The sequence below is a fragment of the Metabacillus litoralis genome (assembly GCF_020524045.1).
Taxonomy (GTDB): Bacteria; Bacillota; Bacilli; order Bacillales; family Bacillaceae; genus Metabacillus; species Metabacillus litoralis_C.
Map to the genome: position 1 here is coordinate 100,700 of NZ_JAIVKL010000004.1, position 16,583 is coordinate 117,282.

16 protein-coding genes are annotated in these 16,583 nt (G+C 34.8%); all 16 read left to right on the plus strand.

What is annotated here, in order from left to right; translation table 11 throughout:
* The first annotated feature begins 46 nt into the window (after nt 1-46).
* The 16 genes from spoIIIAE (at nt 47) to recN (ending at nt 16,502) form a co-directional block, all read left to right on the plus strand.
* Complete coding sequence (gene spoIIIAE, locus LC076_RS08350; RefSeq protein WP_226667594.1) at nt 47-1,258, plus strand: stage III sporulation protein AE; 1,212 nt, start codon at nt 47-49, stop codon at nt 1,256-1,258.
* A 12-nt stretch (nt 1,259-1,270) separates the two neighbouring features.
* Nucleotides 1,271-1,924: a stage III sporulation protein AF gene (gene spoIIIAF, locus LC076_RS08355; protein WP_226667596.1), complete on the plus strand. Its 654-nt coding sequence runs from the start codon at nt 1,271-1,273 to the stop codon at nt 1,922-1,924.
* Nucleotides 1,914-2,573, plus strand: coding sequence for a stage III sporulation protein AG (spoIIIAG, locus tag LC076_RS08360; RefSeq protein WP_226667599.1), 660 nt, complete (start codon nt 1,914-1,916; stop codon nt 2,571-2,573). The genes spoIIIAF and spoIIIAG overlap by 11 nt, the downstream gene beginning before the upstream one ends.
* A 3-nt stretch (nt 2,574-2,576) precedes the next feature.
* Nucleotides 2,577-3,227, plus strand: a complete 651-nt coding sequence (locus LC076_RS08365; RefSeq protein ID WP_226667601.1) for a SpoIIIAH-like family protein — start codon at nt 2,577-2,579, stop codon at nt 3,225-3,227.
* Nucleotides 3,228-3,923: 696 nt separating this feature from the next.
* Entirely contained in the window at nt 3,924-4,427 is a 504-nt protein-coding gene (gene accB, locus LC076_RS08370) for an acetyl-CoA carboxylase biotin carboxyl carrier protein (protein WP_226667603.1), read from the plus strand.
* Nucleotides 4,428-4,439: 12 nt separating this feature from the next.
* On the plus strand, nt 4,440-5,792 hold the full coding sequence (accC, locus tag LC076_RS08375; protein WP_226667605.1) for an acetyl-CoA carboxylase biotin carboxylase subunit: 1,353 nt from the start codon (nt 4,440-4,442) through the stop codon (nt 5,790-5,792).
* Nucleotides 5,793-5,816: 24 nt separating this feature from the next.
* Nucleotides 5,817-6,227, plus strand: coding sequence for an Asp23/Gls24 family envelope stress response protein (locus LC076_RS08380; protein ID WP_226667606.1), 411 nt, complete (start codon nt 5,817-5,819; stop codon nt 6,225-6,227).
* A 506-nt stretch (nt 6,228-6,733) separates the two neighbouring features.
* Nucleotides 6,734-7,126, plus strand: a complete 393-nt coding sequence (gene nusB / locus LC076_RS08385; protein WP_226667608.1) for a transcription antitermination factor NusB — start codon at nt 6,734-6,736, stop codon at nt 7,124-7,126.
* A gap of 26 nt (nt 7,127-7,152) precedes the next feature.
* Entirely contained in the window at nt 7,153-8,010 is an 858-nt protein-coding gene (gene folD, locus LC076_RS08390) for a bifunctional methylenetetrahydrofolate dehydrogenase/methenyltetrahydrofolate cyclohydrolase FolD (RefSeq protein ID WP_226667609.1), read from the plus strand.
* A 412-nt stretch (nt 8,011-8,422) separates the two neighbouring features.
* A complete protein-coding gene (gene xseA, locus LC076_RS08395) occupies nt 8,423-9,775 on the plus strand; it encodes an exodeoxyribonuclease VII large subunit (protein ID WP_226667611.1) in 1,353 nt (450 codons plus the stop codon).
* Nucleotides 9,768-10,022, plus strand: coding sequence for an exodeoxyribonuclease VII small subunit (locus LC076_RS08400; protein WP_226667614.1), 255 nt, complete (start codon nt 9,768-9,770; stop codon nt 10,020-10,022). The genes xseA and LC076_RS08400 overlap by 8 nt, the downstream gene beginning before the upstream one ends.
* Entirely contained in the window at nt 10,019-10,903 is an 885-nt protein-coding gene (locus tag LC076_RS08405; protein ID WP_226667616.1) for a polyprenyl synthetase family protein, read from the plus strand. Before LC076_RS08400 ends, LC076_RS08405 begins: the two co-directional genes overlap by 4 nt.
* A gap of 378 nt (nt 10,904-11,281) precedes the next feature.
* Nucleotides 11,282-13,180 carry a 1-deoxy-D-xylulose-5-phosphate synthase gene (gene dxs / locus LC076_RS08410; RefSeq protein ID WP_226667618.1) on the plus strand — a complete coding sequence of 633 codons (1,899 nt, stop codon included), beginning with the start codon at nt 11,282-11,284 and terminating at the stop codon, nt 13,178-13,180.
* Entirely contained in the window at nt 13,177-14,007 is an 831-nt protein-coding gene (locus LC076_RS08415; RefSeq protein WP_226667619.1) for a TlyA family RNA methyltransferase, read from the plus strand. The genes dxs and LC076_RS08415 overlap by 4 nt, the downstream gene beginning before the upstream one ends.
* Before the next feature lie 253 nt (nt 14,008-14,260).
* Entirely contained in the window at nt 14,261-14,710 is a 450-nt protein-coding gene (gene ahrC / locus LC076_RS08420) for a transcriptional regulator AhrC/ArgR (RefSeq protein ID WP_226667621.1), read from the plus strand.
* An 88-nt stretch (nt 14,711-14,798) separates the two neighbouring features.
* Nucleotides 14,799-16,502, plus strand: coding sequence for a DNA repair protein RecN (gene recN, locus LC076_RS08425; protein ID WP_226667622.1), 1,704 nt, complete (start codon nt 14,799-14,801; stop codon nt 16,500-16,502).
* Nucleotides 16,503-16,583: the final 81 nt, after the last annotated feature.

Genomic DNA, 16,583 nt, shown 5'->3' on the forward strand with positions numbered 1-16,583 from the left:
TAAATCATAAAAGGTAGAAATTAGGTTTAGCTGGAGGTGTGATGCAATGCAAAAAGTACTTTCTTTTTTTATTTTACTTTCTATCTTTCTACTAAATCCAATAGATGTACAAGCCTCCACAACACCTCAGCAAGTAGAAAATTCAGAGACGAATGGAGAAGCTGTTAACCCAAATACATTTGTCAATGAACAAGTCGAACAGCTTGATATTAATGATATCAAAATATACTGGGATAAAGTAATGACAGAGTATGGTGGATTTTTACCTGAAAGTCAAAAGGGAAGTTTGCTGCAGTTTTTAAGTGGTGAAAAAGAATTATCCTTCCAAGAATGGATGAAAGCGTTACTGAAATTTTTATTTCATGAGCTAATCGCAAATGGAAAGTTGTTAGGGACATTAATCCTTTTAACAATCTTTAGTATGCTTTTACAATTATTGCAAAATGCTTTTAACCAAAGCACAGTAAGTAAGGTAGCATATGCCCTTGTTTATATGGTGTTAATAATTATTGCATTAAATAGCTTTCATGTAGCGATTGAATATACAAATGATGCAATTCATGCGATGACAAACTTCATCTTAGCGTTAATACCTCTTTTATTAGCATTAATGGCATCAGCAGGTGGTATTGCCTCTGCAGCTTTTTTCCATCCAGTTATCATTTTCCTTATGAACACTAGTGGATTACTCATCCAAAATATTGTGTTACCTTTACTTTTTTTATCAGCTCTTTTATATATCGTAAGTACGTTAACAGATCAATATAAAGTAACGCAGCTAGCAGGTTTACTTAGGAACATTAGCATCGGTTTACTAGCGTCATTTTTAACCATTTTTCTTGGAGTAATCTCTGTGCAAGGAGCATCAGCAGCAATCACAGATGGAATTACAATAAGAACGGCCAAATTCATTACAGGTAACTTTATACCAGTGTTAGGAAGGATGTTTACAGATGCGGCAGATACAGTCATAAGTGCTTCCGTATTACTGAAAAATACCGTTGGTGTCTTAGGGGTAGCTGTGCTGTTATTCATTGCAGCTTTTCCGGCAATAAAGGTATTATCACTAGCATTTATCTATAAATTTGCTGCATCTATTTTACAACCTCTTGGTGGAGGGCCAGTTATTGCTTGCTTAGATATTATCAGTAAAAGTGTCATTTATATCTTTGCTGCATTAGCCATTGTCTCACTGATGTTTTTCTTAAGTTTAACAGTCATTATTGCAGCAGGTAATTTGACAATTATGATGCGATAGGGGGAATCTACTTTGTCATTTTTAACTGAATGGATCACCAATATTATCGTATTTATTTTACTAGCTGTAGTAATAGATCTTTTATTACCAAATTCATCGATGCAAAAGTACGCAAAAATGGTCATAAGTTTACTGCTTATTATCGTAATTATCAACCCTATATTTAAATTGTTTTCTAAAGATATGAATGATGTACTCTCAGAATTTACGATTACATCAGCCTCTGAAAATGAAAACACAAAAAATTTAATAGAATTTCAAAAAAAAGAAATACAAGCCTCACAACGTGCATATATTTTAAAACAGATGGCTGTCCAAATGAAAACAATGGCAGACGAGGAGCTGGTGGATAAATATGATGTCATGATTGATAAGGTCCTTCTTTCCGAATCAGATCAAGTCGCAAACATTCAGTCTCACAAAGATTTGCAACAGATCCAGGTGGTGTTGAAAAAGAATCAACAGGGTCAAGTAGAAGAGAACACAGAAGTTGATACCGTAAAGCCGGTTTCAATTGATACAACAAAAGTCATACCAAAAGAAGATCTAGGAGACGAAGTGGATGCAGAAAAAATTGCAGCAGCACTAGCAGAAATTTGGGAAGTAGAAGTAGAAGTCATCAAACTCCAAGTGGAAAGGGGGGAGGAGTCATTAGATGAGCAATAAGGAATCGCTATTACAAAAGCTGAAATCATTACTTGGTCAGTCAGATTCTAAGAAACCATCAAAATATCATTATTTTATTCTTGTTTTTATTCTAGGTATTGCCTTCATGCTTGTTAGTAATTTGTTTACTAGTGATAGTAATCAAACTCAAGATGCTCTACCTACCGCTTCAACAAATTCATCACAAGAAAGTACAGAGGTCTTTAAGCAAGAAAAAAATGAAACTTCAGGCTCCATCTCTGATTATGAAGCTGAATATGAAAATCAGTTAAAAGAGGTATTAGAAACAATTTCAGGTGTTGGAGATGTTTCTGTCGTAGTGAATGTTGATGCCACTGCTCAGAAGGTAATTGAAAAAAATAGAGTCAATCAAACCCAAGTAACAAAAGAAACCGACCGTGAAGGCGGGACAAGAGAAGTAGAAGATCAATCAATTGATGAACAAGTTGTCATTATTCAGGATGGTGAAAAACAGACTCCCATTATTATTCAAATGAAAAAACCGGAAATTCGTGGAGTCCTCATTTCTGCTGCTGGAGCTGACAACATTCATATAAAAAAAACAATTATCGAATCCGTTACTCGAGTGTTAGGAGTTTCTAGTCATCGGGTAGCAGTAGTATCGAAAAAAATGAAGGAGGATGAATAGATTATGTTGAAAAAACAAACAGTTTGGTTATTAACAATGCTAAGTTTAGTGGTGGTACTATCCGTTTATTATGTAACATCTCCAGAAGATGGAACAGGTAATATGGCAATGACAGGTGAGGAACAGGCAAATGATGCTGCAACATCAGAAGAAAAAGCAGAAGAAGAGAAGCCTGCTGAAGAGGGTGTTGAAGAAGGAACAGAAGAAGGCGCTGAAAAAGGTGAAGAAGCTGAAGCTGAGGGTGAAGTACAAACAGAAGAATTTGAAGATGGAACAGTTATTTCTAGTGTAACAAATGCAAGTGATGAGTTATTTACAGAACTTCGTTTACAATTAGATGATCAACGTAATGAGTTAAAAGAGCAGTTACAAACAATTGTAGCAAGTAATGATGCTTCTCCAAATGAAAAAAGCGATGCTTACGATGAAATGGAAGCTTTAACAGATGCAGCGAAAAAAGAAAGCATCATTGAAACGCTTATTAAATCAAAAGGGTATGAAGATGCATTGGTAAGAGCGGATGGGAACAATGTGAAAATTACGATAAAAGCAAAAGAACATGACAAATCTTCTGCAAACAAAATCATGGCTCTTGTAAGTGAAGAAATGGATAACATGGAAGATGTAATCGTTACATTTGAGCCTGCTCAGTAATAGATTAAAGACGAATGGTCAATCCTATAAATTAGGATTGGCCTTTTGTATGGTATGGTCTTTAGATAACTTTAAATCTGCTCTTTTAAAATATTGTTTTTATCAACTTAGCTGTCTTAAAAGATTGTTAGGAAGAAAAATCCCCATTTCGATATAGTCAAAAATTCTCCGGGGAAGAAATCAGGCCTGCTTCGCCTTTAGGGTCTTTATCTTATCTCTTCACCTGAAGGAGTCAAATGTCATCCGCTCCATTCCACCATAATGTTTAAACTTAAATAAGGGTTGTTTTAATATTACTTTTTTATAACAGAAAAACTATTTAGGTTGATTGGAGCGGAAGGTGCGAGACTCTTGCAGGAGCAGAGGGACAGGTGAGATCCCACAGGCGCGTGCGCCGAGGAAGCTCACCGCACGCCCCGCGGAAAGCGAGCATCCTGTAGCGCAAATCAACCATTTGCAAAACTTATTGATAACCAGAAAGTTTGAATTCACATCTATTTTTTAAAAGGCAATTGAGTAAATAAATCAGTTATTCCTTCAATTAGGTGTAAAATAGGTACAATTGTTGTTGAATTTGTTTAGTGAAATATCGTAAGATAGAAATATAAGACTTAGTTTTAGTACTAGATTATAATTTTTTAGAAAATCATGTAGTGTATTACATACATGATTATATGATTGAAGGGGTGCCTAAGCATGCTAAAAATACAAGAAATAAGAGAGATCATTAAATTAATCGATCAATCTTCTATTAACGAATTTTCATTTGATCAAGATGGTACAAAAATTAAAATGAAAAAACAAACACAAGAAGTAGAAACAGTTGTGCGTAGCTCACCTGCACCAGCAGTTGATACAATTCAAGCACAACCCGTTACACCAACTGCTCCTGTTGCTCAACCAGCTGTCGAAGCGTTAAAGCAAGAAGAAGTAGTTGAAGCAAGTGTTGATACATCTAATTTACATAAAATTACTTCACCTATGGTAGGAACTTTCTATGCTGCATCTTCACCAGATGTTAGTGACTATGTTGAAGTAGGGTCAAAGGTAACAAATGATTCAGTTGTTTGTATCGTTGAAGCAATGAAGTTATTTAATGAAATTGAAGCAGAAGTGAAGGGTGAGATTGTTGAAATACTTGTACAAAATGGACAGCTTGTCGAGTATGGTCAACCTCTATTCTTAGTAAAGCCTGAATAAGGAGCTTATAAAATGATAAAGAAATTACTGATTGCCAACAGAGGAGAAATAGCTGTTCGAATTATTCGAGCATGTAAAGAACTAGATATTGAAACGGTAGCTGTTTTTTCTGAAGCCGATCGAGATGCATTACATGTTCAATTAGCGGATGAAGCTTATTGTATCGGTCCGAAGTCTTCAAAAGATAGTTATTTAAATTTCACCAATATTATAAGTGTAGCAAAGTTAACAGAAAGTGATGCTATTCACCCTGGCTATGGTTTTTTAGCAGAAAATAGTGATTTTGCAGAGCTTTGTAGTGAGTGTAATATCATTTTTGTTGGTCCTAGTGCAGATGCAATTTCTAAAATGGGAACAAAAGATGTGGCAAGGGAAACAATGCGCAAAGCAGGAGTACCGATTGTCCCTGGTTCAAAAGGAATTATTGAAGATGTTGAGGATGCAAAAAAATTAGCCAATGACATGGGCTATCCTGTTATAATTAAAGCAACAGCAGGTGGCGGTGGAAAAGGTATCCGTGTTGCAGTGGATGAACCTGCTCTTGTTAAAGGAATTCAAATCACACAACAAGAAGCTGCTACTGCTTTTGGTAATCCTGGTGTGTATATTGAAAAATATATTGAGGATTTCCGCCATGTTGAAATTCAAGTTATGGCAGATACACATGGAAATACAATTCATTTAGGTGAACGTGATTGTTCAATTCAAAGAAGATTACAAAAGCTAATTGAAGAAACACCATCTCCAGCACTAGATCAAGGCATTCGTGAACAGATGGGAGAAGCTGCTGTAAAGGCTGCTGAGGCAGTTGCCTATACTGGAGCAGGAACTGTTGAATTTATTTTTGATCATGTGAACAAGAAGTTTTACTTTATGGAAATGAATACTCGTATCCAAGTAGAACATCCTGTAACTGAAATGGTAACAGGAATTGATTTAATCAAGGAACAAATTAAAGTAGCTTCTGGAGAAAAATTGTCTGTTACACAAAATGAAGTTACTTTCAATGGATGGTCAATGGAGTGTCGTATAAATGCAGAAAATCCTGCAAAGAATTTTATGCCTTCTCCAGGGAAAATCGAGATGTACTTGCCGCCAGGCGGTCTAGGTGTTAGAGTAGACTCAGCGGTATATCCTGGATATTCGATTCCGCCATACTATGATTCAATGATTGCAAAATTGATTACTTATGGTGCAACAAGAGAAGAAGCAATTGCTCGTATGAAACGTGCTCTAAGTGAATTTGTTATAGAAGGTATTTCTACAACAATTCCATTCCATTTGAAACTTTTAGAACATGAAAAATTTGTAAGTGGGGATTTTAATACGAAATTCCTTGAATTGTATAAAGTGATGGAATCGTAAAAAACACACGGAGGTGCTAAGACCTTGAAAGATACAAATAATCTGTTAGAAATGAATCAAGAAAACAACGGTTTAGGCAAGGTAGAGATCGCTCCAGAGGTAATTGAAGTAATTGCTGGTATTGCTGCGTCTGAAATTGAAGGTGTTGCTTCTATGAGAGGTAATTTTGCAGCAGGTGTTGTTGAGCGACTTGGAAAGAAAAACCATGGTAAAGGTGTCAAGGTTGACCTGACTGAAGAAGGAATTATCATTGAAGTGTATTGTGTAATGATTTTTGGTGTGTCAATACCAACAGTCGCACAAAAAATTCAGGACAACATTCGTCAAGCATTGCTTAATATGACAGCTTTAGAGGTAAATGAAGTAAACATTCATGTTGTAGGTGTGCAATTTGAAACAAAAACTCAGGATGTTGAAATTGATCAAGAAATGTAACTCAGATTCTAATTAAGAGTTTTTGAAATATAGGATTTTATATTGTAGTAAATACATGAAAAAGGCTTAGAGGAAGCTTCCTCTAAGCCTTTTTTTAATATGTAAGAAAATATAGACACAAATAGTTCCTAGAATCATCAATTATGCCTCAAGTTTCTAAAAGTCGATTTGTAAGTATAGAACTTGGTTAATCATCTAAGATTATTTAATAGTTGGTTCGGGAACGTTTCTAAATAGAATTTGATTTATCAGATGGTCATGAAAAGCCATAAGGTACTGATAGGCTTTTTCAATATTCATGGCTTGGGAAAAGGTATTGTTTTGTCAGCGGGGTGAGAATGCTATAACGTAAATCAACAACAAAGTTAATAAAGCAGAAATAAAAGCCCTTACATTTGGGAATCTTTTAAAACAATACAATTACGGCATGATTCTAAAAGGTAGATATGGTATGATCACATTATGACATTTTCGACATTTTTAAACATTAAAGGAGCAAGTAAAGAATGAAGCGAAGAACAGCAAGAGAAAAGGCACTTCAGGCGTTATTTCAAGTGAATGTGAGCAACACAGATCCGAACGAAGCAATTGAACATGCTTTAGAAGAAATAGCTCAAGATGAATTTATGAATAAGCTTGTGTATGGTTCTATTGAGCATGAAAAAGAATTAGACGAACTCATAACACCGCATTTGAAAAATTGGACAATTGATCGGTTAGCTAATATTGATATTACGATTCTACGTATGGCTGCTTATGAATTAAAATATGAAGAAGACGTACCGAAAAATGTAACAATAGATGAAGCTGTTGAGTTAGCTAAAGCGTTTGGTGATGATCATTCTAGTAAATTCGTCAATGGTGTTCTCTCTAAAATTAAACAAAATCTAGAGAATTGATCACTAGTATCGAGGAGGAATTAGGAATGGCTGCAATAATAATTGATGGGAAACAATTATCTACAACAAAAAGAAACGAATTAGCAAAAGAAGTAGAACAAATAAAAGAGGGTGGTCTACTACCTAAGCTTGTCGTTATTTTAGTAGGGGACAATCCTGCATCACTATCTTATATTAGAGGAAAGAAAAAAGCAGCAGAGGAAATTGGTGTTGGCTTTCAATTAGAGCATTATCCAGAGTCATTGACAGAAAAAGAATTACTTGATGTGATTGAAAGCTATAACAATAATGACGAATATCATGGGATACTTGTTCAACTTCCATTACCTGCTCACATAGACGAAACTGCAGTAGTTGAGACAATTTCACCTCTAAAAGATGTAGATGGATTCCATCCTGTGAATATTGGACGTATGATGACTGGACAAGATACATTCTTACCATGTACACCAGCAGGAATTGTTGAAATGATTAAGTCTGTTGGAGTTGAGATCTCTGGTAAAAATGTAGTTGTTGTTGGAAGAAGTAATATTGTTGGGAAGCCAGTGGGACAACTACTCTTAAATGAGCATGCAACTGTTACATATTGTCATTCAAAAACACAGAATCTTTCATCTTATACAAAAGATGCAGATATTTTGGTTGCAGCTGTTGGACGAGCTAACTTTATTAAAGGTGAAGATATCAAGCCTGGTGCAGTTGTTATTGATGTAGGTGTTAACAGACTTGATACAGGTAAACTATGTGGTGATGTTGTCTTTGATGAAGCAAAGGAAGTAGCAAGTTATTTAACGCCAGTTCCTGGTGGGGTAGGGCCAATGACGATCACGATGCTTGCTCATAATACAGTTCAATCAGCAAAGAGATTCCTAGAAGGTAAATAAATTTTTCCTTTGTTCAAGCAATATAGCACCTTGAAGTACAATTTGTTTTAAGATAACTTTTAATAATTAGTTAGGCTATGTTAAAGCTTAATGTTGATTTTTAGCACTTAGTTGATTGGAGTGAAAGGCATGAGACTCCTGCTTAGAGAAGCGTGTCAAAGGGAGACCCCACAGGCGCGCAGCTTACGAGGAGGCTCCCGGACCGCCCGCGGAAAGCGAATGCCTGTAACGGAAATCAACAACAAAGTTTAACAGAACCATTAATTAAAAAGAGGATTACTCAAGAATAGTTTGACTTAATCATAAAAAGATATCACCTTTTTATTATCTTGAAGGTCTAAATATCTTTTTGTTGTGATGTCTGACTATTTGCTATGAGGATCCTCTAGTCTAATTTTAAGGAGGTTGTAAAATGAGTGATATTAAATATGTAACTGTTACAGCCTTAACAAAATACATAAAAAGAAAATTTGATGTTGATCCACATTTAACTGATATATGGATTAAAGGGGAAATATCTAATTTTAATTTACATAGCCGTGGTCATATGTACTTTACACTGAAAGATGAAAAAGCACGAATTCAAGGTGTGATGTTTGCAGGATCTAATAAATCGTTGAAATTTAAGCCTGAAAATGGAATGAAAGTATTATTACGTGGAGAAATTTCAGTCTATGAACAAAGTGGTGGCTATCAGGTTTATGTGAAAGAAATGCAACCAGATGGTATTGGTAGCTTGTATTTGGCATATGAAGAATTAAAGAAAAATCTTCAAAAAGAAGGATTGTTTGATTCTATTCATAAAAAGCCAATTCCTAAATATCCAAATCAAATTGGAGTAATTACATCACCTACAGGAGCAGCAATACGAGATATTTTAACCACAATTAATCGCCGTTTTCCTATGGCTAAGGTTATATTAATTCCTGCATTGGTTCAAGGGGTACAAGCGGGTTCATCTGTTGCTAAAGCGATAAAAACAGCGAATGAATTAGGAACATTAGACGTATTAATTGTAGGTCGTGGTGGTGGCTCAATTGAAGAGCTTTGGGCTTTTAATGAAGAAATTGTCGCTAGGGAAATATTTGCTTCTCAAGTGCCAATCATTTCAGCAGTTGGACATGAAACCGACTTCACAATTGCAGATTTTGTTGCTGATTTACGTGCTCCGACTCCAACGGGTGCTGCTGAGCTTGCTGTTCCTCATTTTACTGAATTATTAGATCGGTTATCAGAACGGAAAAACAGACTGAAAAGATCTATTCAAGAAAGAATCACCTCAAATAAGGAAAAACTAACCCATTATCAAGAATCTTATGCATTTAGATATCCTAAACAACTATATCAACAAAAAGAACAACAATTAGATATGATGGTTGATCGTCTCCAAAAAGTAGGTCAAAGAGCTTTTACATATAAAAAGGATGCTTATGTTGCTCTTAAAAACCGTTTGGGTAATGAACATCCATCTGATCAGGTGAAAAGATCAAACGAAGCATATATGTCATTACTTAAAAAACTTAATCGTGAAATGTCATCTGTTATCACGCATAAAAACTCGCAATTCAAAGCCACAATTGATAAACTTAATGCATTAAGTCCACTGAAAATTATGGATAGAGGATATAGCATTGTGTATCAAGAGGAACAGCTCATAAAAAGTATAAACCAAGTACAATCAGGTAACAGACTTAAGGTTCAACTAAAAGATGGTCAGCTTGATTGTCAAGTAATGGGAATAGAGGAGCGTACAATTAATGAGTAAAGAAAAGCAATTAAAAGAAGAAGAAGTTTCATTTGAACAAGCGATGCAGCAGCTTGAAGAAATTGTTGGTAAACTTGAGGAAGGTGATGTGCCTTTAGAAAAAGCGATTGACTATTTTCAAAAAGGAATGGTGCTATCAAAGCTTTGTCACGACAAGCTACAACATGTTGAAAAACAAATGGATTATATTTTGCGAGAAGATGGTGAATTAAAGCCGTTTGAACTACAGGAGGAAGAAAAGTCGTGACGATTGAACTGAGCGATTTTTTACTATCCCGAAAACAAACAATTGAAGCTAAATTACCTCAATATATTAACGAGCTTGAGGCGTCAAACACAATTAAAGAAGCTATGCTTTATTCACTCAACGCAGGTGGCAAACGGTTAAGACCGATTCTTGTGCTTGCTTTACTACATACTTATGGAAAACGTGAAGAATTAGGAATGGCAACAGCTTGTGCAATTGAAATGATTCATACGTATTCTCTCATCCATGATGATTTACCTTGTATGGATGATGATGATTTACGAAGAGGTAAACCAACAAATCATAAAGTATTTGGAGAAGCTGTTGCCGTCTTAGCTGGTGACGGATTATTAACACAAAGCTTTTCTTTAATCGTCAATGATCCGTACTGTTCGGTAGAAAACAAACTTCGACTCGTCTCAGAACTTGTAAAAGCCGCAGGCGCTGAAGGAATGGTTGGCGGACAAATTGCTGACATGGAAGGTGAAGATACAGTTTTAACTCTTGATGAACTTCAGTCTGTTCATGAAAATAAAACAGGAAAGTTGCTTCAATATAGCATTATCTCTGGTGCAATTTTAGCTGATGCTCCTGAAGAAGACATTGAGAAACTAAGAAAACTTGGTTATCATCTAGGAATTGCTTTTCAAATTCGCGATGATATATTAGATATTGAAGGAAATGAACAGAAAATAGGAAAACCAGTTGGATCTGATACATTGAACGAAAAAACAACATACCCTAAAATTTTAACGATGCCAGGTGCAAAGGCTAAATTAGAAGAGCATATTAGCCAAGCGAAAGATCTTTTAGAAAATTTGTCTGTACAGTCAAACATTCTCGTTCAAATTTGTGAATTAATCGCGAATAGAGATCATTAATAATCAATTAGAAAAGAGATTAACCGTTTCCATAGGTAACGGTTTTTTGTGTATCCTTGTAAATGAATACTCGTATTCACATAAAACATTGTAATTATAACGTTTTTATGGTAAATTTTTTTTGCTTGATTATCGTTTTAATAGGCCTCTTTATTATACGTAAATGAACTGTAAAATCTAAAAAGGTCTGTTTAAAATTCAATGGATACTACATGGAAATGTTCATAAAAGAGCCTTTTTATAAGTAAAATGACAGCTTGTACCCTAAAACGTTTTCAAATAAATGAGGTTTACGTTAAAATAGATAGATACAATAAAAACATAACATGAAATAAATTGACTATAAGAAACAAACTGAATCGAAAGTGAGTGATCCATTTGGATCTTCTATCCATTAAAGACCCAAGTTTTTTAAAAAAATTATCAAACCATGAATTAGAAAAACTTAGTGCCGAAATCCGTCAATTTTTAATTGAAAAGCTAGCTGATACTGGTGGGCATATAGGTCCTAATTTAGGTGTTGTTGAATTAACTATTGCTCTTCATAAAGTATTTGATAGTCCTAAAGATAAGTTTCTATGGGATGTAGGACATCAATCATATGTTCACAAAATTCTGACAGGTCGTGCTGGGCAATTTGATACATTACGTCAATACCAAGGATTATGTGGTTTTCCAAAACGCTGTGAAAGTGAACATGATGTATGGGAAACAGGTCATAGCTCTACTTCTTTATCAGCTGCGATGGGCATGGCTATAGCTAGAGATCTAAAAAAATCACAAGAACATGTTATCCCAATTATCGGTGATGGAGCTTTGACTGGTGGTATGGCACTCGAGGCACTTAACCATATAGGGAGCGAAAAGAAAGACGTTATTGTTGTTTTGAACGACAATGAAATGTCGATCGCACCTAATGTTGGAGCTCTTCATAATGTTCTAGGACGATTACGTACAGCAGGTAAGTATCACTGGGTTAAAGATGAGCTAGAATACTTATTAAAAAGAATTCCTGCAGTGGGTGGAAAACTAGCTTCAACAGCAGAACGTGTGAAGGATAGTTTGAAATATTTATTAGTGTCAGGTGTTTTCTTTGAAGAACTTGGTTTTACGTATCTTGGACCTGTAGATGGTCATGATTATGATGATTTATTTGAAAATCTTCAATATGCTAAAAAAACATCAGGACCAGTTTTATTGCATGTAATCACGAAAAAAGGGAAGGGCTATCAGCCTGCTGAAACAGATACAATCGGAACTTGGCATGGAACAGGTCCTTATAAAATTGAAACGGGTGATTTTGTAAAGCCTACTGTCGTTGGCCCAGCTTGGAGTAAGGTTGTTAGTGAAACAGTTCGTAAACTTGCAAGAAGTGACGAGCGTATTGTGGCAATCACACCTGCTATGCCTGTTGGCTCTAAATTAGAAGGATTTGCGGAAGAATTTCCTGATAGAATGTTTGATGTTGGTATAGCAGAGCAGCATGCAACAACAGTTGCAGCAGGTTTAGCTACACAAGATATGAAACCATTCTTAGCTATTTATTCAACTTTTCTACAACGAGCGTATGATCAAGTTGTGCATGACATCTGTCGCCAAAACTTAAACGTCTTTATTGGAATTGATCGATCTGGATTAGTTGGTGCGGATGGAGAAACACATCAAGGTGTATTTGATATTGCCTTTTTAAGACATATCCCTAATATGGTTATCATGATGGCGAAGGACGAAAATGAAGGACAGCATCTTGTTAATACAGCGATAAAATATAATGATGGACCAATTGCACTAAGATATGCTCGTGGTAATGGTATAGGTGTGCAAATGGATGAAGATCTAAAAGAGATTCCAATTGGCTCTTGGGAAGTGCTAAAAGAGGGCAAAGATGCAGTCATTTTAACATTTGGTACAACAATAGAAATGGCAATGGAAGCAGCGGACTTGATGTCTGAGCAAGGCAAATCCATAAGAGTAGTTAACGCACGATTTATCAAACCATTAGATGAAAGTATGTTGATTGATATTTTTGCTGAAGGAATTCCTGTTTTAACAATTGAAGAAGCAGTTCTACAGGGTGGATTTGGAAGTGCCGTATTAGAATTCGCTCAAAAACAACAAGCAACTTCAACAATATCTCGTATTGGCATTCCTGATCGATTTATTGAACATGGCAGTGTTTCTAAGCTTCTAGAAGAAATCGGTATGACAACAGAAAATGTTGTAAAGGAATTAAAAGAAATGTTACCTGAACAAGAAAAAAGAGTTATGAGATCATGAGTAGTAAAAAAGAAAGATTAGATATACTTTTAGTAGAAAATGGCTTGTTTGAAACACGTGAGAAAGCAAAGCGTGCAATAATGGCTGGACAAGTATATGGAAATGAAGAACGTTTAGAGAAACCTGGTGAAAAAGTTTCTCGGGACCTTCTTTTAACTGTAAAAGGGAAAACATTGCCATATGTAAGTCGAGGCGGATTGAAACTTGAGAAAGCTCTAAATGAATTTACAATAAATGTAGAAAATAAAGTGATGATTGATATTGGATCATCAACAGGTGGTTTTACAGATTGTGCTCTTCAAAATGGAGCAAAGCTTTCATATGCTTTAGATGTAGGCTATAATCAGCTTGCTTGGAAGTTGCGTCAAGATGAAAGAGTTGTCGTGATGGAACGAACGAATTTTCGATATGTTAAACCAGAAGATTTTGAAAAAGGTATGCCTGAATTTGCAAGTATTGATGTATCGTTTATTTCTTTAAAATTAATTTTTCCTGTTTTAAAAACCATTTTAGTACCTCATAGTCATATCGTTGCTCTTATAAAACCGCAATTTGAAGCTGGTCGAGAGTTTGTCGGTAAAAAAGGGATTGTTCGTGATCCTGCTGTTCATGAGCATGTACTAAAAGAAATGATGGATTTCGTTTTAAAGGAAGGCTATAATATTCAAAATCTTTCCTACTCACCTATTACAGGAGGAGATGGAAATATTGAATTTCTTCTTCATCTTTTATGGGAAGGTCCTAAAGATATAGGAGTTAACAACATTTCTGAATCAGCTAAAGAGATTGTTAATATGGCGCATGCTCAATTAAAAGAAAGTAAATAAAATGTAAAGGCAAGAATTGTAGCTATAGCTCAATTCTTGCCTTTTTTACGGAATTATCTGTATATTCATGCAAATGAATTATTTAGTCACATTCTTTAATTTTTATACAACAAGGTTTTATTATAGTTTTTATGCAGTTTTCAAGTAGAAATTTTTAATAAAACTGTACTTTTTATGGGTTTTCATATAAGATGTAAGGTATAAACATGCAAAGAATGAACAATAGTGCATCATTGCAAAAGGGGTGCTTAACGTGAATAAAGGACAAAGACATATAAAAATCCGTGAAATTATTACAAATAATGATATTGAAACACAAGATGAATTAGTTGATTTATTAAAGGGAATGGGCTTTAATGTAACACAAGCAACTGTTTCTAGAGATATTAAAGAATTACACTTAGTGAAGGTTCCAATGATTGATGGAAGATATAAATATAGCTTACCTGCTGATCAACGCTTTAATCCACTTCAAAAGTTAAAACGTGCATTAATGGATGCCTTTGTTAAGATAGATTCTGCAGGACATATGCTGGTGATGAAAACACTTCCTGGTAATGCAAATGCTATCGGTGCGCTTATCGACAATCTTGATTGGGATGAAGTGCTAGGAACAATTTGTGGTGATGACACAATTTTAATTATTTGTCGTACATCAGATGACACGGATTCGATTTCACAACGATTTCTAGACATGCTATAAAATAATATAGACATTATTTTTTAAATTTATTAAATGCATTAGCTAATGGCTAGTGCAGATACAAAATATATAAGAGGTGTGATTCTGTTTGTTAGCGGAATTATCTATTAAAAATTTTGCGATTATTGAGTTATTGACTGTCTCATTTGAAAAAGGTTTAACAGTATTAACAGGAGAAACAGGTGCGGGTAAATCAATTATTATTGATGCGATTCATCTTTTAGCTGGAGCTAGAGGTTCTTCGGAGTTTGTTCGATATGGTGAAAAACGTGCTGAATTAGAAGCTCTTTTCTTAATAGAGGATGAAAAACACCCTGTTTATAGTAAGTGTGAAGAATTTGGAATTGATGTTAGTGACGGAATGATTATTTTACGACGAGATTTATCGTCCAACGGTAAAAGTATCTGTCGGATAAATGGAAAATTAGTTACGATTGCGGTCTTGCGAGAGGTTGGGCAATTTCTTGTTGATGTTCATGGACAGCATGATAACCAAGAATTAATGAACGAAGAAAACCATATTCATCTTCTTGATCAATATGGAGGTAAGAAGATAAAACTAGCTCTTGAGAATTATTTTGATGTTTATCGAAACTTTGATTCCTTACAAAAGAAAATAATTCAATTATCAGAAAATGAACAAGAAATGGCACACAGATTAGATCTTTTACAGTTTCAATTAGAAGAAATTGAAGGTGCAGATTTACAGCCAAAAGAAGATGAGCTACTTCAAGAGGAAAAAAATCAAATTTCGAATTATGAAAAAGTGTATGAATCCTTAAATAATAGTTATAGTGCTCTACATGGTGAACAACGAGGGTTAGATTGGGTTGGACATGCTATGAGTAATCTAGAAAATGTCGGTAATATAAATAAAACATTAAAAGATCTTTCTGAGACTATTTCGAATGCTTATTATATGCTTGAAGATCTTTCATATCAGGTTAGAAATGAATTGGAATCTCTAGAGTTTGATCCAGAACGATTGAATACCGTTGAAAGTAGATTAAATGAAATCAATACTTTAAAGCGAAAGTATGGTCAAACTGTTGAAGAGATATTAACATATTCAGCAAAGATTGAAGAAGAAATTGATACGATAAAAAATAAAGATAGTCATTTATACAAACTACAAAAAGAATTGGACTCTATTTTAGAGGATTTAACTATTGAAGCTAAAAACGTCTCAAATATTCGCAAAAATTTTGCCAAGGTGTTAATTGATGAAATCCATCAAGAATTGAAAGAACTTTATATGGAAAAAACTACTTTTGATGTGAAGATTTCTACAAAACAAACATCCTCAGGGCAACAGGTTAAATATACAGCAAATGGTTCAGATGATATAGAATTTTTCATCTCTACAAATCCTGGTGAGCCTCTAAAATCATTAAGTAAAACTGCTTCAGGTGGAGAGCTTTCTCGTATTATGCTTGCGATGAAGAGTATTTTTTCACAGCATCAAGGGATAACTTCAATTATTTTTGATGAGGTTGATACAGGAGTAAGTGGACGTGTTGCTCAAGCGATTGCAGAAAAAATTTATCGGGTTTCAAATGGATCCCAAGTCTTGTGTATTACACATTTACCCCAAGTTGCTGCAATGGCAGATACTCATCTTTATATTGCAAAAGAAACGATTTCAGGTCGAACTAAGACGAGTGTTAAGCCTTTAATAGAAGAAGAAAAGATAAAAGAAATTGGTCGTATGATAGCAGGTGTAGAAGTAACAGAACTATCAAAGGAACATGCCAAAGAACTGTTATCACTTGCACATACCTCAAAAGGTTAAATTGAAAGTCTTTTAAGTCACCCAGTATTTTTGGGTGGCTTTTTATCATTCAAAAAATGACTGAAGTAAAAATGGAGAAAT